General features: G+C 37.5%; 12 protein-coding genes and 1 pseudogene. 9 read left to right on the top strand and 4 right to left on the bottom strand.

Going from position 1 to position 22,476, the window contains the following annotated elements; all coding sequences use genetic code 11:
• Positions 1-87: 87 nt before the first annotated feature.
• From QVP90_RS06600 to QVP90_RS06590, 3 genes are all read left to right on the top strand, one after another.
• Positions 88-1,902, top strand: coding sequence for a GH32 C-terminal domain-containing protein (locus tag QVP90_RS06600; RefSeq protein ID WP_005929575.1), 1,815 nt, complete (start codon positions 88-90; stop codon positions 1,900-1,902).
• Positions 1,903-2,070: 168 nt separating this feature from the next.
• Entirely contained in the window at positions 2,071-3,240 is a 1,170-nt protein-coding gene (locus QVP90_RS06595; protein WP_005929578.1) for an MFS transporter, read from the top strand.
• A 45-nt stretch (positions 3,241-3,285) separates the two neighbouring features.
• Entirely contained in the window at positions 3,286-4,170 is an 885-nt protein-coding gene (locus tag QVP90_RS06590) for a carbohydrate kinase family protein (protein WP_021935981.1), read from the top strand.
• A gap of 360 nt (positions 4,171-4,530) precedes the next feature.
• Here QVP90_RS06590 and QVP90_RS06585 read toward each other — a convergent pair whose 3' ends face one another.
• Positions 4,531-4,740 (bottom strand): hypothetical protein, encoded by a 210-nt coding sequence (locus tag QVP90_RS06585; protein WP_005929583.1) that lies wholly within the window; start codon positions 4,738-4,740, stop codon positions 4,531-4,533.
• 447 nt (positions 4,741-5,187) lie between these two features.
• Between QVP90_RS06585 and QVP90_RS06580 the strand changes: the two genes are divergently transcribed.
• Positions 5,188-5,592: a hypothetical protein gene (locus QVP90_RS06580; RefSeq protein WP_224206332.1), complete on the top strand. Its 405-nt coding sequence runs from the start codon at positions 5,188-5,190 to the stop codon at positions 5,590-5,592.
• 4 nt (positions 5,593-5,596) lie between these two features.
• Positions 5,597-6,003, top strand: a pseudogene (locus QVP90_RS06575) (pyridoxamine 5'-phosphate oxidase family protein).
• 167 nt (positions 6,004-6,170) lie between these two features.
• On the opposite strand, the gene QVP90_RS06570 reads toward QVP90_RS06575, so the two are convergent.
• Genes QVP90_RS06570 through QVP90_RS06560 form a run of 3 tightly spaced genes read right to left on the bottom strand, consistent with a single transcriptional unit; the run spans position 6,171 to position 13,848 of the window.
• A complete protein-coding gene (locus QVP90_RS06570) occupies positions 6,171-7,811 on the bottom strand; it encodes a sulfatase family protein (protein ID WP_007481453.1) in 1,641 nt (546 codons plus the stop codon).
• A gap of 15 nt (positions 7,812-7,826) precedes the next feature.
• Positions 7,827-9,848 (bottom strand): beta-galactosidase trimerization domain-containing protein, encoded by a 2,022-nt coding sequence (locus QVP90_RS06565; protein WP_005929595.1) that lies wholly within the window; start codon positions 9,846-9,848, stop codon positions 7,827-7,829.
• 25 nt (positions 9,849-9,873) lie between these two features.
• Complete coding sequence (locus QVP90_RS06560; protein WP_021935979.1) at positions 9,874-13,848, bottom strand: hybrid sensor histidine kinase/response regulator transcription factor; 3,975 nt, start codon at positions 13,846-13,848, stop codon at positions 9,874-9,876.
• Positions 13,849-13,927: 79 nt separating this feature from the next.
• On the opposite strand from QVP90_RS06560, the gene QVP90_RS06555 reads away from it, so the two are divergent.
• The 4 genes from QVP90_RS06555 to QVP90_RS06540 all read left to right on the top strand — a co-directional run.
• The gene (locus tag QVP90_RS06555; RefSeq protein ID WP_264381078.1) at positions 13,928-17,236 is read left to right on the top strand and encodes a SusC/RagA family TonB-linked outer membrane protein; all 3,309 of its coding nucleotides are present in this window, start codon (positions 13,928-13,930) and stop codon (positions 17,234-17,236) included.
• 21 nt (positions 17,237-17,257) lie between these two features.
• A complete protein-coding gene (locus QVP90_RS06550) occupies positions 17,258-18,997 on the top strand; it encodes a RagB/SusD family nutrient uptake outer membrane protein (RefSeq protein ID WP_005929604.1) in 1,740 nt (579 codons plus the stop codon).
• 13 nt (positions 18,998-19,010) lie between these two features.
• Positions 19,011-20,357 (top strand): sulfatase family protein, encoded by a 1,347-nt coding sequence (locus QVP90_RS06545; protein WP_406566618.1) that lies wholly within the window; start codon positions 19,011-19,013, stop codon positions 20,355-20,357.
• A gap of 5 nt (positions 20,358-20,362) precedes the next feature.
• The coding region (locus QVP90_RS06540; protein ID WP_288203977.1) for a Sip1-related alpha-galactosidase at positions 20,363-22,476 on the top strand (2,114 nt) is incomplete at its 3' end.

Genomic DNA, 22,476 nt, shown 5'->3' with positions numbered 1-22,476 from the left:
ATAGTTTGCAATAAATGTGATAGGTACTCTACGCTATGGCGTCTATCTTTGCAGCAGTAGAATTTAAAATCTTAATACCAAAACAACATGTTTCACTTAAAAGACTCTTGGCGGAAAATCGGAAGAATGCTTTCCTTGTTTATAATAGGAACCACTGCTTCTATTTGTACTTGTCCGGCTATAAATCCTCCTTTCGTGATTAAACATTTAGGCGACGGACAGAGTATCGTCCAGATTGATGAACAAAAAAAATATTTACTTCTTCCGGTAGAAGAGGTTTCGCCCGAAGCGAAGTTGTATATGATAGCCGATAATGACGTGGTGCGCAATATGAATGTACGTCTTGCTATCAATAAAGTAGACTATTTCGTACCTGTCGATCTTACCGGATTTGAGAACAAACATCTTTCTTTCAACTTTCAGCTTATCCCGGATTCGGCTATCTGCTGGAAAGAGATGAAGCTTTCGGATGAATTCGATACTTCCAATCGCGAAGCATTTCGTCCGGTTTATCACTTCACTCCGGCTTACGGTTGGATGAACGATCCCAATGGAATGGTATATAAGGACGGTGTTTACCACCTGTTCTATCAGCATAATCCTTATGGCTCCATGTGGGGAAATATGCACTGGGGGCATGCTACCAGTACGGATCTTGTCAATTGGAAACATCAGGGAGATGCCATTTCTCCGGATGCATTAGGCACTATTTTCAGCGGTTCGTGTGTGGTGGATAAAGATAACACGGCCGGTTTTGGCGCAGGGGCTATCGTTGCTTTCTATACTTCGGCAAGCGACCGTCAGGTGCAAAGCATGGCATACAGTCTGGATAATGGAAAAACATTCAAGAAATATGCCCGTAATCCTATTCTGACATCTACTCAGCGTGATTTCCGCGATCCGAAGGTGATCTGGCATGAAGATACGAAAAAGTGGATTATGATTCTTGCCGTGGGGCAGGAAATGCAGATTTATTCTTCTTCTGATTTGAAAGACTGGACACTGGAGAGTAAATTCGGTGAAGGGCAAGGAGCTCATGGAGGTGTATGGGAATGCCCCGATCTGATAGAGTTGCCTATTGAAGGTACTGAGTTGAAAAAATGGGTGCTTATTTGTAACCTTAATCCGGGCGGCCCGTTCGGAGGTTCTGCTACGCAATACTTTGTCGGGACGTTCGATGGAAAGAAATTCGTAAATGAATCTCCCTCAAAAACGAAATGGATGGATTGGGGAAAGGATCATTACGCCGCAGTGACTTGGAGCAATGCTCCCGAAGGCCGGCACATTGCTCTGGCTTGGATGAGTAATTGGGAGTATGCCAATAATGTACCGACTCGGCAATATCGGAGTGGCAATTCTGTGCCGCGAGATCTTTCGCTTTATACCCATGAGGGAGAAACTTACGTAAAATGCACTCCTTCCCGGGAATTACTGAAATTGCGTGATAAAGGTACAAAGAAACGTACTTTCAAGGTAGACCGTACCTATAATCTGGATAAACTGATTGCCGACAACACAGGCACATACGAAATAGAGATGACCATTAAAAATAAAAATGCAGAGGTCATCGGTTTCCAGCTTTTCAATTCCAAAGGCGAAGAAGTGGAAATGTATTATAATCTCGTGGAAAAGAAATTCTTCATGGATCGCACCAAGAGTGGGGATGTGTCGTTCAGTAAAGAATTTCCGGCTGTGACATCGGCTCCCATAGAGGGGGGGGACGAAATCAAACTTCGTTTGTTCGTCGACAAATCGAGTATTGAAGCTTTTGGCAACGATGGGCGTTTCGCAATGACGAATCTCGTGTTTCCGTCAGAACCTTACAACCGTGTCAGTTTCTATGCCAAAGGCGGTAGTTATAATGTAACTTCATTCACTGTATTTAATTTAGTAGTCAAGTAGTTTAGTAGTCAAGTAGGTAAGTAGTTAAGTAGGTAAGTAGTAAGTAGCAGATACTACGTAAATGTAAGCAAGACATTTCTACTTAACTACTTAACTACTTAACTACTTACCTACTTGACTACTGAACTACTGAATCACTGAATTTCTTACTGCTTAAAAAAACATATCATGGAAAATAGTAAAAATGCTTCGTTATCGAAACTCGTCCCGGTGATGCTTTGTTTCTTTGTCATGGGATTTGTTGATCTTGTAGGGATTGCTTCTAACTATGTAAAGGCCGATTTGAACCTGACGGATTCTCAGGCAAATATCTTCCCTTCATTGGTGTTCTTTTGGTTCCTTATTTTCTCTGTGCCGACGGGCATGTTGATGAACCGTATCGGTCGTAAGAAAACCGTGTTACTTAGTTTGGTGATCACTTTTGCTTCTCTGCTTCTTCCGATTTTTGGAGACAGCTATCTGTTGATGCTTGTTTCATTTTCTCTGTTGGGCATTGGAAATGCCTTGATGCAGACTTCTCTGAATCCACTGCTTTCAACGATTGTCAGTGGTGAGAAATTGGCAAGCAGCCTTACTTTCGGGCAGTTTATAAAGGCTATCGCCTCTTTTCTTGCCCCTTATATTGCCATGTGGGGTGCTACACAAGTGATTCCGTCGTTCGGTCTGGGGTGGCGTGTATTGTTCCCCATTTATCTGATTATTTCCATTGTTTCCATTCTGTTGCTGAATGGTACGAAGATCTCCGAAGAGATGGAGGAGGGAAAGCCGTCTACGTTCACTCAGTGTCTTGCTTTATTAGGGAAACCGTTCATTCTGCTTTCCTTTATCGGTATCATGTGTCATGTTGGTATTGATGTCGGTACGAATACTACCGCTCCAAAAATACTTATCGAGCGTTTAGGTATGACGTTGGCCGATGCCGGTTTTGCTACCAGTCTGTATTTTATCTTTCGTACTATCGGTTGTTTACTCGGTTCGTTTATTCTGCGCAAGATGTCTCCTAAAACGTTCTTTGCCATCAGCGTATTTTGTATGTTGGCGGCGATGGTGGGGCTGTTTGTTTTCCATGATCAGACCATGATTTATGTTTGCATTGCTCTTATCGGTTTCGGTAACTCGAATGTATTCTCCATTATTTTCTCTCAGGTATTACTTTACATGCCTAATAAGAAGAATGAAGTTTCCGGATTGATGATTATGGGACTTTTTGGCGGAACTATTTTCCCATTGGCAATGGGGCTTGCTTCCGATGCAGTGATGGGACAAAGCGGTGCGGTAGCGGTGATGACAGTCGGTGTTGTGTATCTTTTATACTATACCCTCCGCATCAAAAAGTAATTTCAATCGTAAATCGTAAATTGTTAAATCGTAAATAAAACAGGTATGAATAACATAATAGTAGGAATGGGCGAGGCGCTTTGGGATGTGTTGCCCGAAGGAAAGAAAATAGGGGGGGCTCCGGCGAATTTCGCTTACCATGTATCACAATTCGGTTTTGACAGCCGTGTAGTGAGTGCCGTCGGTAATGATGAATTGGGTGATGAGATTCTGAAAGTATTTAAGGAAAAGCAGTTGAAACATCAGTTGCAGACAGTGAATTATCCTACCGGAACTGTGCAGGTGACATTGGATGACAACGGTATTCCCTGCTATGATATTAAGGAAGGGGTAGCTTGGGATAACATTCCATTTACAGATGATTTGAAACGGCTGGCATTAAGTACTCGTGCTGTATGCTTCGGTTCGTTGGCCCAGCGCAATGAAGTGAGCCGCACTTCGATCAATCGCTTTCTCGATACCATGCCCGATGGTGAAGGACAATTGAAAATATTCGATATCAATCTTCGGCAGGGATTCTTTACCAAAGACATTATCCGTGATTCCTGTCAGCGTTGCAATGTATTGAAAATTAATGATGAAGAATTGGTGGCTATCAGCCGATTGTTTGGTTATCCCGGCATTGATCTTCAAGACAAATGTTGGATTTTGCTGGCTAAGTATAATCTGAAAATGTTGATTCTCACCTGTGGAACAAACGGTAGTTATGTTTTTACTCCGGGAGTCGTTTCTTTCCAGGAAACCCCTAAAGTACCGGTAGCAGATACAGTAGGTGCAGGTGACTCTTTTACCGCGACCTTTACCGCAGCTTTATTAAAAGGGAAAAGTGTGCCCGAAGCTCATAAACTGGCGGTAGAAGTTTCTGCATATGTTTGTACTCAGAGTGGCGCCATGCCGGAACTTCCACAGGTTTTAAAAGATAAACTATAGGATAAGATATAAATGAATTGTGTCGTGATTTGAGAATGTTCGAATCTGACGAATGAAAGGAAGAAAGGTTGGTTGTGGTAAGGAAAAAGTAATACAATTTAGGTTGTTTGTAAAAACTTGGTTTTCAATAGGTTGGTAAACTTGCTTTTTTCTCGTAGAGTTTCGGGTCGTTCCTCGTAGAGGAAGGTTCTGTTTCTCTACGAGGAACGGGGCGAGTCTCTACGAGAAAAATCCTGCTTGTTTATAATCTTTTACAGTAGTAGAAAGCTTATAGAAAAAAGAATTCTCTTATTATGAAAAATAAGCCAATAATGTATATCTTTTTCCCTTTTTAATTAGGAACATATACTATCTTCTTTTTTAGTCCAGATCCTCCTTAATTACTTCATCAATTTCCTTGATACGTTTCTCCCGTTCTTTTTTGGATTTTACTTTTTGATCTTTGTATCCGGTATCTGTACGTTCGGAAACCTCTTCACTCCATTCTTCGAATTTGTCTATTGCCGGTCGCCCGTTCGGATCTATGTTCTCTTCGGCAATCGGGGCATTTCTGTTAATCATATCATCCATAACATTTTTGTTTTAATGGTTTGTATGATATACACACTGATGATGAAAAAGTTCCCGGTATCTGTTCTTTTTCATAATCATTCACAGAAAGCACGCAAAGATAAATTTCTTTTGCGATTCATTGTATTATTGCGCCTATACACCAATATTTGCCAACTAAAAAACAAAAAGTACCAATTCGACTTCTTATAATACACTACTTTAGCATTTGATATTACTATTATCACCGGTGATTCCGGATTTATTTCCATTGGTGGTAAACAGTACGCTCTTTGTCAAGGAGATGTTGTTTTTTCAATACCGGGAGAGGTTCGGGCATGGGACAAAAGTCATCTTCCACAAGGCTATGCACTTATTTTTGAGGAAGAGTTTTTGATTTCATTCTTTAATGATCCTTCCTTCATGCAAAATCTCTCTTACTTTAATCGAAACAGGGCATCTGCTAAAATGGATATTATTGATATCTATACCCGGATTGATAGCTTGGTTCGTAATATTATTGTCGAAATTAATAATGAACAATCAAGAGATGAACATATTTTACGTGCTCTACTCTATGAAATGCTGATGTTTTTGAATCGGGAATATTTGAAAAGTAATGCAGGGATTGAGGAGAATTCACGTCACAGGCATATAGATCGTTTTATGAAATTGGTGGATGAGAATTTCAGAACCCACCATGATACGAAATATTATGCGGATAGATTGTGTATAACCCCTAATTATTTGAATGAAGTCGTTCAACAAGAAATGAAAATCAGTCCTAAGTGCTACATTCCTTTCTTTGATTCTTATTGTATGATTTCTCTTTCCTCTTCCTACTTTTGTGTTATCTATAAATTAAAAGAATAAAAAGATGAAAGAGGTAGAAAAAACGATTGGTAAGCTGATTGATCATCAGAAAATAGCTTTTATTGGTTCCATCGATGTGGATGGTTATCCAAATATGAAAGCAATGTTGACACCCCGAAAACGTGAGGGGATACGCACCCTTTATTTTACGGCTAACACATCCTCCATTTTTTAAAGGACAATCGTTCCTGCCTTTATTTTTGCGACCGTCGTTTTTTTCGAGGGGTGATGTTGAAAGGTACGATGGAAGTATTAACGGATAATGAGCCTAAAGAGTTGATATGGGAAGAGGGCGATACGATGTATTACAAAGAAGGAGTCACTGATCCGGATTATTGCGTTTTAAGGTTTACGGCAACCAGTGGGAGGTACTACAGCAGTTTTAAATCAGAAAACTTTGCTGTTGAGTAGTCTGGCGGTTTATGCTGTTTTTAATTGGTGGATGAATAGAACTTATAGGTAAATTGTTTGAGTGCGGTTTAGTTCTTTCATAAATTAGAGAAACTGTGCCAACAAAGTATATTATTCATATCTTCTATTGACACAGTTGTACTAATATGTTTGGAGAGAGAAGAAAATTATGCTCCTGCTACACGTGGCATTAACACAGGTTCTGCTTTCATTCTCGATTGTAATGCTTTAAGCAATAATTCTGTTTTTATGTCCTTGTATTTTTCGTCATTCCAAAGGTTTATTAATTCGTTTGGATCATTTTTCAGATCAAACAATTCTCCTTCGTTACTATTCATATCGAAAGCCAGCTTATAATGCTTGTCTATATAAGTACAAACATAAAATTTCGTCATTTGGAAACGGTTTTCTACAATTACATGATCCCGAATCTCTTTTTTATTTCCCATAAATACATCTGTTTGATCTATGCCTGTCATACATCTGGGAATTTTTTTACCTGCCATTCCTAAGATAGTAGGTGCAATATCCACTAATGAGATAAGTGCCTGGCTTCGTACACCTTGTGGCATTTTACCTTTATAGGAAGCTATAAATGGAATTTTGACTGCATCTTCGTAATCGAATACTCCTTTACCCACCAAACCGTGATGTCCGATAAATGCCCCATGATCTGTGGTGAATATGATTAAAGTATTGTCTATTTGTCCGTTTTCTTCCAGATGGTCCAGTATTTTTCCTATATAGTGATCCATCATGGAAACCATTCCATAATAAATCGCTTTGTTTTGCTGGAGTTTTTCTTTTGTCCATCGATGCTGTGCAATGCCATGTACCGGATAAGACGGGTTGCCTTCTGCCCAAATAGATTTGTCCGGATTCTCTTCCCGAGTCACCCTATAATGGAGTGGCATGTCAGAGATGTCGTCATTTACAGTTTCTGGAATATCCATATCTTCTGGTTTATACATAGATGCCCAGGGTTCAGGAATCAAATATGGGTTATGGGGATCAAAGAAACTGGCCCAAAGCATGAAGGGTTTATCCCCCTTTTTGTATTGGTCAAGAAGGGCAATGCAACGTTCTGCAATCCAAGCGTCGGTATGATATTTTTCTGGCATTTTCCACGCTCCGTATTGTCCTTTCGGGGCATTTCCCGTAGGAGTACGATACCAATCTCTCCATTTTTCTCCTACCTGATTTTGTAACCATATGGCATAATGTTGCCCTACATGAGGTTCATCAGCATGGTTTCTGGCCAATTCTACATGGTCGAATCCATAGAATGGACCATAAAATTCTTTCCAAAAGTCGAAATCTTGTAGAATCGGATACGCTTCGGCAGACGGATATTCGGCAGTTCCTCCGAGAGGTTGAAAATGGGCTTTTCCGATAAGCGCTGTTTCATATCCGCATTCGGATAAGCAATCGCCTATACATAATTCCGTTTCAGGCAGTTTTGTACCAAGAGCGTAAGCACCGTGTTGACTTGGATAACGCCCTGTGATAATTGAAGCCCGTGAAGGAGTGCTTACCGGATTGCAAGTGTAGGCTTTATCGAAAATGACTCCTTTACTTGCCAATCTGTCCAGATTAGGAGTTTTACATTTAGGATCATTATATCCCATTGCCATCCAGTGATGCTGATCACTGGTAATAAGAAGTATGTTTGGAGAATCTTTCGATATTTTACAATTTTCGTATTCGCCATAGTACTTTTTATACGCTTCATTAAGTTCGGCAGACTGAGCTACAACCAGTTGAGGGAGTAGGATAGTCGCATTTAAAAGCAACGTTTTTTTTGTCATGAGTTATCGTTTTAATTAATTATTTTTCCATTTGATTATTACAGTCTCTTCAGGTGATATCGTAAGCTTATTCGCTGTGGAATGGGCATTTTTATTCGCAAACAAGATGAATGCTTTTCCTTTTCCTCCGACTATATCGACGGTTTGTACAGATGCGGATTTGTTAATAATAAGAGAATACATCGTTCCGTTGCTCTTAAAACTTTTCATCATGACATCTTTATAATGCTTGTCGAAGTGAGGATTGTCATTAAGTATTTTATTGGGGAGTAAACTTACGGTGAGTTTTGATAATTCGGAGAAGTCCTTGGATTCACGTGCTCCTAATGCTATAGGTGAAGGAATCCAAAAGACCTTGCCTTTTCCATATTGATTGATACAAGCGATGCATTCTCCCTCCTTGTCCATTATAGGCGTAGCTTTTGAGGTTTCTATTGTTCCTTTCCACAAATGTGCAGGCAGTTTATAATTATCTTTCTCAAAATCCAGACTAAATAAGTTTTCTTTTATTTTGTATTCGATAGGATAAGATCCGAAAAGATTTTCTAAAGCAAATCCACTGACCACTGTACTATGTGCTTGATAATCATAATATCCCGTTAATCCATCCGCTATTAATGTTCCTCCTTTCTCAACAAATGATTCCAGTTGTTTAATGACCTTATTGTCCAATGCTATTTGGTGAGACAGAATGATGACTTGGTCGGTATAATCATTCAAAGAGAAATCAAACTCTTTGATCTCTTTGAAATTGGCTTGGAGGCCAGTTTCTGACAACGCTTCAAAATATGATAGAGGAGAACACATGACAGCTCCAATACTCCTGCCGTTTCCATTTAGTTTTCCTCTTGTTTGGGCCGCTTCAACCCACATTGATTCGTGATTGTATAGAATTGAAATTCCACTGTTCAAAGTTTTGATGTTCGACATCATTTTTACGTTTTCTGTGATAAATTTTCCTATCGTTGCTGCGGCAATAAGTCTGTCCGATGATTTATTTTTGAAATTTATCATCGCCCATTCTCCCGCTTCCGCAGCAGTACTTCGAGCATTGAAACTCCAAAATATACCACCTTTGGCTTCTGTTGCAAAATTTATCCAAAGCCATTGTATTATTTCTTCCGCAGTAGGACAGAGTGGATTAGCTCCGCTATACAAATTGTTTCCTCCTTGAAGTTCGGTCATCAGCCAAGGTAATTCTCCGGCACCGGAGCGAATTAACTCTGCGTTTGCCGACATCGCTACAGTATATGCTTTACGGGGGAAATATCCAAAATGCCAGCTTGCATGTGCCGACCCTCCTAAACTATTTAAGAAAGTACGCCATGTAGGAAAATCATATAGCCCGGATAACTTGAACACATTATGCGGATTAACATGCAAATCATGTTGTTTGTCATAAAGTCGTACTTGGTTCGCTAACCAATTCAGATACCAATTGTGATAATCGATAATGAAGTTTTCTTTTTCAAAATTTAATACAGGATATCCTTTTTCGTTGTATTCTGAAAAATTGTGTTCTTTTTTCCAGTCCGAGAAACGTTCTTTAGTAAACGGTTCGTTAAAAGGTAAATTGGGTGTACCTGGCTCATTGATTAAAACCCATGCAGCCAAATTTTTATATTGGGAGAAATGGGATACTACGTTTTTTATATAGTCTTCCACTTCTTTTTGGTGCTCGCGTGAATGTGGAAATTTGAATCCTCCCACATCAGTAAACTCTGTATCAGGAAATAAGGTAGCATATACCTTTATATGATATTTGTCCGCTAACTTAAAAGCCCTATCAAACAGTGTAAAATCGTATGTACCACTTGGGGTTTTCATATACTTTCCGAACATACGGATCCGACAAGTGGTCATATTGCTTTCCGCGAGCAATTTGAACCATTGTTCTATTTGTTCCTGAGTTTGTCCGGGTTCGATAAAAATCTGCGCTCCGACAAAAGGAGTACTTTGTTTGCTTATTCTTTCCCCATAAGAGTTAATATAGGGGAATAACATCAAAAATAGAATTAAAAACGCTTTCTTTTGCATACCTTGATTGATTATAATAATTATTTTATTTTTTGTAGGTTTGTTTTATAAATTCTGATGGAAGTATATTAAAATATTCCTTGAATGTTTTTGTAAAATACGAATTACTGTTTATACCCACTTGATACATTACTTCTGAAACAGTATAATCATTGTTCTTGAATAGTTCATAAGCTTTTTCCATTCTTAAATTACGTATTAACGTGGAGATTGGAATATCAGTAACAGCCTTTACTTTTCTGTATAATTGGGTTCTGCTGATATTTAATTCTTCGCAAATATTTGTTATCCCGAATTCGGAATTGCTAATATTGTCGTGGATTAAGCCAATCAGTTTTTCATAAAATTGATTACCGCCCTTATTGTAATCTGTATTTTCTATTTCATTGCCGGAATCATATTCCATCAAACTGTTTTTCCTGTATTTGATGATGTTGTTTATTTTTTGAATTAAAATCTCCATGGAAAAAGGTTTGAGAATATAGTCTTCAGCACCACAGTCATATCCTAAAGCGATGTCCTGAGGCGTATCTTTGGCAGACAGCATCAAAATAGGTATGTGGTTGGTCATCATATTACTTTTTACTGCATTGCATAGATCATATCCTGTCTTATTGCCTTCCAAAACTATATCTAAAAGAATCAAATCAGGGATGAATTGTATAATTTCATCAATTGCATCGTCAACATTGTTTTTGCAAATTACATTGAATCTTTCAGCTAAGCAAACAGTTAAATATGTACTCATGTCGAGATTGTCCTCTACGATGATTATTGTTGCTTTTGACTCTTGTTTGTTATCATTGATCTGTTCGCGAGTGATAGGTGATATATTCTCTTTTTTAATAAGTTCTTTATCATCATAGTATTCTTTACTGACAGGGATTCTTACAGTGAATAACGTTTGGCCTCCATCCGGATCACTCTTTACCGATATACTACCTTTATGTAGTCTTACCAATTGGTTCACCAATGAAAGACCGATTCCCATTCCTTGATTTTTTTGCCGATTATTTTGATAATAACGCTCAAAAATACGAGTTATGTCATCCGGGGAAATGCCCCATCCTGTATCTTCTACGGCAAATTCTATTTTATCATTGACTTGTGCTGCAAAAACGGTTACACGACCTCCTTTTGAGTTAAATTTTATAGCATTGGATACCAAATTTCCGATGATTTTAACCACTTTATCTTCATCCAAATATCCGATCATATCCGATGATTCACAAACTAAATGAAATTCTATTTGTTGATTTTCAGCAACAGGTCTGAACCGTTCACAGATATCTTCAAGTAGTAATGATATATTGGTTTCTTTTACACATAAAGGTACGACTCCCTCATCTATTTTTTGTAAATCGAGAAATTGGGATACTAAGTTATTCAGATGTTCGATGTTTCTACGCATGATATCCAACTTAGTGGTATTCACCGTTCCTCCTATATCGTTTATTATATCATTAAGCGGAGTTATTATCAAAGATAACGAAGTGCGGATTTCATGTGAAATATTAGCATGAAACTGTAGTTTGGTTTCACTTAACACTTGTTCATGTTCTCTTTGTATATGCTCTATTTGTAAGTCTCGCTTTAGTTTGTATTGTGTAAAATAATACTTAAGTACAAGCAATATGATCATTACCACAAATATCAGATACAATAGATAAGCCCACCAAGTATTCCAAGGAGCCTCTCCTACAGTCAGTTCAATACATCTTTCGTCAGTGTCCCAGATACCATTGATTTCTGTTGCTTTTACATGAAATTTATATTTGCCGGCATCTAAATTATTATAGCTTGCAATACGATTGTCTGATGATGTATAAACCCAATCTTCGTCAACTCCTTCTAATTTATAAGCATAATAGATTTTGTTGGGAGAGGTATAATTGGGGGCAATGAATTCGAAAGAAAAATTATTATTCAAATATGAAATATCGATTTGATCGGCATCAATGATATTGCATTTTAATGGTACACTGGAATTTATTTTTTGATTTGGCTTTACGGATTTATTATAAATCATAAAGCGTATAGTCTGTATTTGTGCATCATTTCTAATATCCTTAATGTCTAATGGGTTGAAATAATTAATCCCATTAATGGAACCGATGTACAAAGTTCCGTCAGCAGCCAGATATCCTGCTTCTGTTAAGCAATTGGAGCACAGGCCATCGCTATAATAATATTCTCGATAATGGCCTGTCTCCGGATTGTAATGTAATAAACCTTGGCTGGTGTTTAGCCAAATGGAATGATCGGAGACTTCAATTACACTTAGTATTTTATGATTGATAAGTTTCTCATGAGGAGCAACTGATATTACATTTGCTTCTAAAGATGAACAATCAAATGAGTTTATTCCTGAATCTGTTGCTACCCAGACATAATTACCGTTTTTAGAAAAACAAATGTCCCAGATATGATTACTTTTGATAGAACTGTTGGTTGTATTTATACTTTGATATTTGATTATGTCAGAAAATATATTCAAAGTGATAACAAATATCCCTTTGGATCGGGAGCCTAACCAAATACGCCCAAGTTTGTCTTTACCCAAGCAAAATATATCTTGCGTATAAGGAGCATTAAAATAATGTACAGAGACAGAAGAGGTAAACAAACCTCTTATTCGGGCTAATTTTCCGGTTCCGCCAATCCATATGGTTCCTTGGTCATCTTCTATAATCACACTCGCTGCAAGTATCTTATTATAGATATCCGTGGGAATACCACTGATTTCATTCAAATTATATAGTTTTTTCCCCTTGTAAATGTACACATTTTTGTTAGTCAATATCCATATGTTTTTCTTGGAATCTTCCATTATAGCATTGAAATTCTGTTTCGAATCTATTGGAAACTTGGTATAAACTCCGTCTTTTAACATATATAAGCCTCCTAATTTTATGCCGATCCATAAATTGTCTGAAGAGTCTTTAGTGATGACGCGTACCAATGGGCGTATTTCCTCTTTTGGCATCAATAGCTTATGAAATGGTAAGGGAGATAAATCAACGATGGCAACGCCATTATGGCCCGAACCTATCCATAGACAATTAGAACGGTCTATGAAAAAATTGCGAATCAAGTTTGATTGGAAGAATGTGGAATTGTTTAAATCTGTTGTTTTCCTAATTTTGAAACTACCTTTTTGATGAGATTCTAAAATGCGTATGCCACTGTTTTCTGTACCGGCAATGTATATTCCGCGTTTCAATTCCTTTATCGCAGTTAGCGGAGTGCTTACATTGGTTTTTACCACTGTTCCTTCATCAATGAGGTAAATTCCTTCATCATGAAGAATAAACAATTGTGAAGAGGAATCACAATAAATATCTCTGGCCTGTTTTATCAGTTGATTTTCATAGCACCCTTTTATGTTTTGATCGGTATCTAAATGATATATCTTATTATTTGTAAGTATCCATATACAGCTTTTGTCTGGAGATAATAGAATACGTTTTATGGTGGTATGCCACAGACTTTCAATTTTTGTTTTTTCATGTACAACCTTATGCAGGCTATCTATATGCAATAAATAAAGTCCGTCCGAGGTTCCGACCCATATTTTATGGTTGTTGTCTTCTATTAAACTTCGGCAATTCTTCCACTTTATGTCAGTAGGTACATGAAAATTGTCAGTATCCTTATTGTAAAAATTTACGCAGGATGTTCCTTCTGTACCTACAATGAGATTTCCTTTTGAATCTTCAAGTATAGCCAGTATTCTATTGTTGGATAAGGAAGTTGTATCATTATTGATGTGGTAGTAATTTTTATAGTTGGTACCATCATATTTACATAGACCATCGTAAGTTCCCATCCATACAAAACCGTTTTTATCTTGAACAATGGAAGTAACGGCTTGTTGCGGAAGCCCTTCATTGACAGAAATAACATGCAAACGCGACGAAAGAATGTCCGCGTTAGCAGTTTGTCCATACGTACTTATTGAGAATGCAGCTAATAGAAAAATGTATAAAATGTAGATCATAATATGATTCGTTCAGGTTCTTAATCTTTTCGCAAAAATATATGTTTTATTATTCTTATCCTATATTCCAAATTTATAATTGGCCCAATGGTTCATTCGAGCAAAAGAAAGACACTTTAGAGCAATGGTGCAGTATGTGAGATTTGTACATTTGCAGCAGTTATTAATCTTATATTATAATTCCATGAAAAAATTATTATTCGCTACCTTATTACTTTTATGTAATTTAATGGTAAATGCACAAATTAAGGTGACTGGTACCGTTTATTCTGAACAAAATCGTGAAACATTAATCGGTGCTACGATTATCATTGAAGGAACCGAAACCGGAACCATCACTGATCTTGATGGTAAGTTCTCAATTGTTTGTAGTACTTTGCCTGTTAATATCAAAGTTTCTTATATGGGTATGGATTCTAAAGTCGTGACGGTTAAAAGTCAGAATGATTTACCTTTAAAAATTTATCTGGAAGAAACACAAAATGAAATTGACGAAGTAGTGGTAATTGGTTATGGAACTGTTAAAAAAAGCGATTTAACCGGATCTGTAACTTCCATGAAAGGATCGGATGTTAGTAATTCTCACATGTTATCATTAGACCAGGCAATGGCCGGAAAAATGGCTGGTGTAAATATTACAAACACGAGTGGAGAACCGGGAGCCGGTATTAGTATTCAAATTCGTGGTACTGGTTCTATCAATTCGGATAGCGAACCGTTATATGTCATTGATGGTGCCCCGATATCCAAGGATGCCGGTACCGGAGTCGGCGATCCGAAAGGATTAAGTTCGGCAGTGTTTAATCCTTTATCATCTTTAAATCCGAATGATATTCAATCAATCGAGATTTTGAAAGATGCATCGGCTACTGCAATATATGGTTCACGTGGAGCTAATGGCGTTGTTCTAATAACCACAAAATCCGGTATGGAAGGTAAGCCAGTTGTCTCTTTTTCAACCTATGTCGGTGTTGGAAGTGTGTCCAAGAAAATAGATGTACTGCAAGGGGAAGATTATTTGAATTATATGAAATATGAACGTGAAGATCCGGATTATATAGCAAAATATGATTCTTTACAAAACACTCCGTTCTATGATTGGCAAGATTATCTTTTTAAAAATTCTATTACTCAGGATTATAATATAGGTATACGAGGAGGAACAAAGACAACTAAATATTCAATGAGTGCAGCTTATACCGATCAGTCCGGATTGGTAGAAAATTCCGGATTTGACAGATTTACAATCCGCTCGAGAGTAGACCAAAATATAGGGAAGAGAGCCAAGACGGGTGTTAATATTAATTTTTCGAAGACTTCTCAGGATGGTGTGCCTTCCGGTGGCTCTAAGGATACAGGAGCGGATGTCTTTCAGCAGGTTTTAAGTTATCGTCCGGCAAATGTCCGTTTTAATAGTTCTGATTTTGACTGGGATGGAGAATTGACAGGTGATTATAATCTTCAAACGAATCCTCATGACTATGTAACTACTGTACAGAATAGGCTAAGTAGTGTGAGAACGACTGCTAACGCTTATATACAATATGATGTTATAAAAGATTTGCAGTTCAAAACTTCTTATAATGTTGATATGATTAATACCAACAAAGAGATTTTTTATGGTCCCTCTATTGCAGCTGGTGCTTCTGTGAACGGTCGTGGAGTAAACTCTTGGGCAAAACGCTTTAATTGGTCTTGGGAAAACATACTGACTTATAACAAAGTGTTTAAGAAGCATCATAGTCTTAATGCAATGGTGGGCTATACAATGGAAAAGAATAGTGGCAGGAATTTTTCTATTGAAACTACTGATTATCCAGCCGCTTATTCTGATTTGACAGGTGGCAATGTAGGGCTTGGATTGAATATAATGGCACCTGATGTTAAAGATTATGCCAGTACATTGCTTTCTTATTTGGGGCGTGTGAACTATTCTTATAAGAGTAAATACTTGTTTACGGCAAGTTTCCGTGCAGACGGTTCAAGTAAGTTTCCTAAAGGGAATAAGTTTTCCTATTTTCCTTCAGCTGCTATAGCTTGGAATATTCATCGTGAAAAGTTTATGCAATCCTTAAAAACAATTGATGAATTAAAGTTAAGATTCAGTTATGGGCGTACCGGTAATCAGGGAATACCTGCATATAGTAGTTTGTCTACTTATTCAAATGTGTATTATTCATTTAATGAAAGTGGTGGCATAAGACCTTCTTCTACATTAAAACCCGGTATTGCAGTGGGTTCTATAGCTAATCCTGATTTGACATGGGAAACCACTGAACAATATAATGTCGGATTTGATATGGCATTGTTCAATAATAGGTTATCGTTATCCGTAGATGCCTACTATAAAAAGACTTTTGATTTATTACTCGATAAACCTTTGGATTACACGACCGGTTTTAGCACCATGATGTATAACTCTGGTAGTTTGGAAAATAAGGGAATTGAATTTGTAGTGAATTCTGTCAATATCTCCAACAAGGATTTCTCTTGGACTTCTTCTTTGAATATGTCGTTTAATAGGAATAAAATTCTTGATTTAGGAGAGAATTCGGCTTTGACATTCAATGCAGGCAATATTTATAATGAAGCTTTTATCCTTGAACCGGGGCAGGCAGTAGGAACAATGTATGGGTTTATCTATGATGGAGTTTATCAGTACAAGGATTATAAGAATTTCTATAAAAACAACGATCCATCGCAAGGATTATTATCAATCGAACAATGTCGGGAAATTTATAATCGTGCCAAGAATGGTGAAGAGAAACTGGTGCTTATGGATGGACAACCTAAATATGCAGGGGATGTTCCATTGCCGGGAAGCGCAAAATTTAGAGATGTAGTGGGCGATGATAATAACATTACTACAGATGATAGAACTTATATTGGAAACAGCGAACCTAAATTTACAGGTGGATTTGTTAATAAATTCAATTATAAAGGATTTGATCTGAATATTTTCTTGTCATTCTCATATGGTGGTAAATTGTTTGTGACCAATTATTATCCGGTTTGTGGTTATAATAATCGTAATATATTGCAAAGTATTTATGATGAGGCGTGGAGACCATATAGAGATTCAAACGAATGGCCGGATTATACCATAGACTCATACAAAAACTTAGCATCGAGTTTGTTTGTAGAAAACGGTTCCTATCTTAAGATTAAAGATATTACTTTAGGTTATACTTTGCCAACGTCATGGCTTGAAAAAGTAAAGATAAGCAGAGCTCGTATCTATCTGACAGGCCAAAACTTATTTACATTTACAAAATTTAAGTGGTATGATCCCGAAGTCGCTTCTAATAATCCGATTACGGGTGGTATGTACCGTTTTGTTTATCCAAGTTCAAGAACCATTATTACAGGTCTTTCTATCGATTTTTAAACAACCCTAAATAAATACAAGATGAAAAAAATATATAAATCATTACTGTTTGCTGTAACTCTTACGGTGACTTCATGTGAGATTAATTTCCTAGACGAAAAAATGACGACACAGTTAGGTGGAGATCAAGTTTATACGAAAGTTAGTGATTATGAAATGGCATTGATTGGTATTTATGATATGCTCGGTACACGTAGCTTGCCAACATTAGGTAATGAAATTACCAATTATTTGACCAATTATAATGCCGGACTACCTTTGCTTAACGAGTTGGCGACCGATGAAATGGGGGCCATTACTGCCGGTGCTTCTAAACAATTGATGCTCGAAGAATTGGATAAATGCAAACCGACTCCTCAAAATGGCATTATTAAATCTTTCTATGCCGGTCAATATGCCATGATTAATAGGGCAAATGATTTAATTTTTAATGCAGAAAAGTCTGGCATTGAAAGTGTTATTGTCAACCGTTGTGTTGCTGAAGCTAAATTTTTGCGTGCTCTCTGCTATTACAACTTGACTTCTGTTTTTGGTGGATGTGTGCTTACTACATTGCCAGGGTCGGAACGAGTAGGTGAAAACATGCCGCGATCATCTACTGAGGCAGTATACGGACAAATATTCCAAGATTTGATAGATGCTTATTCTGTACTACCTGTCAGTTTTGCGGCAGAGAAAGAGATGGGACGTGCTACCAGAATTGCGGCTGCGGCTCTTTTGGCACGGGCAAGCTTAACTGCTGCTACGATGGGGAAATATGCTCACATTTCTCCGGATATGGCTTTGGAAGATGGAATAAATTCATATGAATGGGCTAAAAACAAATTTGCCGAATTAATTAGCCAAGCAAAAGACTATGCACAGAAAGTGATAGATGAGGGATATGGAGGTAATGAAGAGGTACTGCTATCTATGTCTTATGCAGATAGTTTTTATCCTTCGGAAAATACTCCTGAAGTTATTTTTGATGTACAGTTTAAAGATGCTTTATCGCAAGAAGAAGGTGGTTGGGTAGGTCAAATATATGGTCCCGGTTCATGGAACTGGGTACTTCCGACAGGCAATGTGGCCAATACTTATATGCCTTATGGAGGAGCTACCATTGCTGATAATTTTCCCAGTAAGCCCACGAAAGAGACGTGTGATATGAGAAAATACAAGAATATAACCAATTTTCAGTATAAAGGTGATGGAACCTTATGGCCTCCTACGGCGGCAAATAAAACTTATAATTTGGGGAAATTTGCGATGGAGAAAAAGCCTGATTATCCTAAACAACGTACACCGATCAATTATGTGGTACTTCGTCTGGCAGAGATGTACTTAGTTTTAGCGGAAATAGAAGCAGAACAGAATGGCGGACCTACTGACAGAGCTTTACGTTTGCTAAATTATGTCAGACGCCGTTCGGCTAATGAGACTATTTTACCGGAAATAACGAAGGAGAATATGGCTGATCCTTCCATTGTAAAACCGATAACAGGCATTACTCCAAAAGACCAGTTGGAAGAGTTCAGAATGGCACTTATGCAGGAACGAATGTTGGAATTTTTAGGAGAAAGCCTGCGCAGGGTCGATTTGATTCGTTCTGGTTGGATGAAAGAGTATCTGGAATATACCAATGTGGAAGATTATGATAAAAATAAATATATATATAAGAGAAGGCAATTTGAAGATTATTCGATTTTTCTTCCGATTCCTTCAAGAGAAATTACAATTACTAATAATGTCATAAAGCAGAATTTTGGATATGGTAATTAAAACTTTAAAAATGATGGTTTCACTTGTTACAAGTGGAACCGTCATACTCCCGTCGGTCGCTCAGGAAGCGGCTTCTAATAAAATTGAAGGTAATCCCAATATTTTATTAATCATGGTGGATGATTTGGGATTGGGTGATTTGTCGTGCCAATATGCTAAAGATGTACAGACTCCGAATATTGACCGGTTGTTTCATCAAGGCGTTCGTATGGACAACTTTTATGCAAATTCATCCGTATCTTCTCCAAGTAGGGCCGGGCTATTGACCGGTTGTTTTCCGGATATGGTCGGAGTACCGGGAGTAATCAGAACTGATCCTAAGGGGAGTTGGGGCTATCTTTCTCCGGATGCTGCACTCCTTCCCGAAATGATGAAAAAAGCCGGTTATCAAACTGCAATTATCGGTAAATGGCATTTGGGACTTGAGAGTCCTAATTTACCCAATGAAAGAGGTTTTGATTTCTTCCATGGTTTCTTGGGAGACATGATGGATGATTACAATACGCACTTGCGTAGAGGTTTCAATTATATGCGACTCAATACTGAAGAAATCGATCCTCAGGGACATGCCACAGATTTGTTTACTGACTGGGCGTCCGATTATATATTTAAAGCGAGAAAGCAAGATAAACCATTTTTCCTATATCTGGCATATAATGCACCTCATTCACCGTTGCAACCACCTGTGGAATGGGAAAAAAAGGTTCGTAAACGCCATCCGAATATTTCTGAAACTCGTGGAAAGTTGGTTGCTCTCATTGAGCATATGGATGATGGAGTAGGTAGAGTAATCAACTCTTTAGAGAAAAGCGGACAGTTAGATAATACTCTTATTATTTTTTGTTCGGATAATGGGGGAGATCGGAAATCGGAAGCAAATAACGGCCCTGTAAGAGGAGACAAAGGCGATATGTATGATGGGGGGATAAAAGTGGCTTGTTCTCTATATTGGAAAGGCCATTTGGAACATAGAAGGGTCAATAATTTAGTAATGATGTCGGATATATTCCCTACCTTATGTGATTTAGTTCAACTTCCTGTAAATCATCGGATAGATGGGATATCAGTACTTCCGTTATTGCGTAACCAAGAACAAGTAACTGATGATCGTTATCTGTTTTGGGTACGTCGTGAACACGGTGATATAGGCGGGAAAACTCAAAATGCTGTTAGATACAAAGAATATAAATTACTGCAAAACAGACCTTTTGAACCTTTGCAGTATTTCAATATGAAACAGGATTCCAAAGAATCTCAACCCTTAGAGAAAGATGCCGTATATTCTAAATTGTATAAAGCAATGGTTGAACATTATAGAATATCGGGAGCAATACCTTGGCAAAGACCTTTAACTAAATAAAATCAATGAAGAATATAAATAAAATTGTATATTATTTGCTGATAGCTTCAGCGAATATATTTCTTACTACTGCTCAGCAATTTACCATCGATTTGAATAAGAAATCCTGTGCTAAAGAGGGAATTATTGAAGTTGAACTTAGTGGTGAAAATCCGGATAGTTTGGGCGTATTAAGATATTATCAACTTAATTTACCTAACTATGATAAGGCTGTTTATTATGCACAAGATACTTATTATGATTATTGGCAGGTAAACGGAAACAGAGTACTTCCTTGGATATTTACACCGAATACTATTGGAGATTTGTTTGTGAAACCTGCTTATGGGGTAGACGATCAACAAAACTTGGCATTTAAAAATGCCGGGTTTAAAAATAGGACCAGATATGTATCAAGAAGTGGTTGTTTCATGCAAACTTCACTCAAAGACGGTAATGTACTTGCGTTATTGCCATTGGCTAATTCTGAAACAATATCTGATTTATATGTGACCGATGATGGAAAATTGATTTTTCGTGTAGCAAATTATGGAACACAGTCGGTTTCGGGGAAAGTGCCTGTATTGGCATGGAGCTTTGGAAGTAATACTAATGAAGCATCTTATTTGCTTTTTAGCCGATTACTAAAACATGACGAATATAAAAAGACCATGCGTTTGCGCTATCAGAAAGATTATCCTGAAATGTTTAAGTACTTAGGGTGGTGTACTTGGGAGCAATATAAGAAAGATATTAATTCTGAGTTACTTAAAAATGAAATTATAAAGTTGAAAACTATCGATTTGCCAATCCGCTATGCCATTATTGACGATGGACATCTTTCTTCACGTTCTGCAAAAAATATAAAGAACCAGTTGACAAGTTTTCTTCCTAATGATAAGTTTCCTCAAGGATTTTCTCCTTTACTCTCACTTCGTGAGCCGGATGGTTTGAAATGGATGGGGCTATGGCAGAATTTCAATGGGTATTGGGGAGGTTTTTCACCCGTAAATAATTTCGGAAATGAAATCAATCAATGTTTGCAAACAATTGAAAAGACGGGTTATACGATGCCGCGAATCGATTCAGTGTGTATTTCCAAAGTGTATCATGCATTTTTGGGACAATCGGCATCCGATGGCTTTGATTTTCTGAAAGTAGATTGGCAAGCTGCTAATTTATACATGCAACGATATAGCGAGAATGCGGCAAGAGGTGCTTTTTTAGCATCAAGAATTGTAGATGACATTGCCGATCGCTATTTTTCTAATGGGCTTATCAATTGCATGGCTATGAATAATGCGGTTTTACAAAATACTTATCATACAAATGTTACAAGAACCAGTATTGATTATAAACTGAATAATATGTTCATGGCCAAAGAACATTTGTTGCAATCTTATCATAATGCTCTTTACATATGTCCTACAGTGTGGGGAGATCATGATATGTTCCACTCTTCTGATAAAGTATGTGGTGACATAATGGCTTTGTCTAAAGCCATGTCTGGCGGACCGGTTTATTTATCGGATGCTCCTGATCAAATATCTTTTTCTAAAGTATCACCTTTATGTTATGATGATGGCTTGATAATACGTCCTTTGGCACCTGCTACAGTTATGGAACGTTCGGTATTCACAGCTCCGTTGATTGAACAAGTGCCTTATTATGTTTCTGCACCATTGGAGAATGGAGTTGCTGCAGTTGTTATTTACAATTTGTGTGTGGATTCTGTGACGGTTTCAGGCACGATCGATTCTTCTGATTATTCTATGACAGGAACTTTATTGCAACCCTATTCGGGAAAATGGAAGTTACCCGAAGAAGGACTTTTTTTGTATGATTATGATGCGCATACAGGATATCCTATCGGTAAAAACAAACATAAATTTCAAATATCAGGATTTGATGATAAATTGTATTTCTTTATACCAATATATAAAGGATGGGCGATAATTGGTCGGACAGATAAATATTTATCCCCGGCTACTGTATCTGATATCAAATATAAAAGAAACTCTTTAGAACTGACATTATCTGAGGCTGGTATTTTTGATTTTTGGATGAAAGAGGGTACCCCTTATGCAGAAAATATTACTTTTACCTCATTGGGAAATGGAATTTGGAGGGCGAATGCCGA

This window comes from Bacteroides sp. CAG:189, assembly GCF_000432295.1.
GTDB classification, from domain to species: domain Bacteria; phylum Bacteroidota; class Bacteroidia; order Bacteroidales; family Bacteroidaceae; genus Bacteroides; species Bacteroides salyersiae.
This window is presented reverse-complemented; position numbering and strand designations above follow the sequence as displayed.

Bases quoted from the DNA above. Each gene is read 5' to 3' on its own strand.
- QVP90_RS06545 (WP_406566618.1), top strand. From the start codon at position 19,011: ATGGTTTCACTTGTTACAAGTGGAACCGTCATACTCCCGTCGGTCGCT.
- QVP90_RS06600 (WP_005929575.1), top strand. From the start codon at position 88: ATGTTTCACTTAAAAGACTCTTGGCGGAAAATCGGAAGAATGCTTTCC.
- QVP90_RS06590 (WP_021935981.1), top strand. From the start codon at position 3,286: ATGAATAACATAATAGTAGGAATGGGCGAGGCGCTTTGGGATGTGTTG.
- QVP90_RS06560 (WP_021935979.1), bottom strand. From the start codon at position 13,848: ATGATCTACATTTTATACATTTTTCTATTAGCTGCATTCTCAATAAGT.
- QVP90_RS06570 (WP_007481453.1), bottom strand. From the start codon at position 7,811: ATGACAAAAAAAACGTTGCTTTTAAATGCGACTATCCTACTCCCTCAA.
- QVP90_RS06580 (WP_224206332.1), top strand. From the start codon at position 5,188: ATGGATATTATTGATATCTATACCCGGATTGATAGCTTGGTTCGTAAT.
- QVP90_RS06565 (WP_005929595.1), bottom strand. From the start codon at position 9,848: ATGCAAAAGAAAGCGTTTTTAATTCTATTTTTGATGTTATTCCCCTAT.
- QVP90_RS06550 (WP_005929604.1), top strand. From the start codon at position 17,258: ATGAAAAAAATATATAAATCATTACTGTTTGCTGTAACTCTTACGGTG.
- QVP90_RS06585 (WP_005929583.1), bottom strand. From the start codon at position 4,740: ATGGATGATATGATTAACAGAAATGCCCCGATTGCCGAAGAGAACATA.
- QVP90_RS06595 (WP_005929578.1), top strand. From the start codon at position 2,071: ATGGAAAATAGTAAAAATGCTTCGTTATCGAAACTCGTCCCGGTGATG.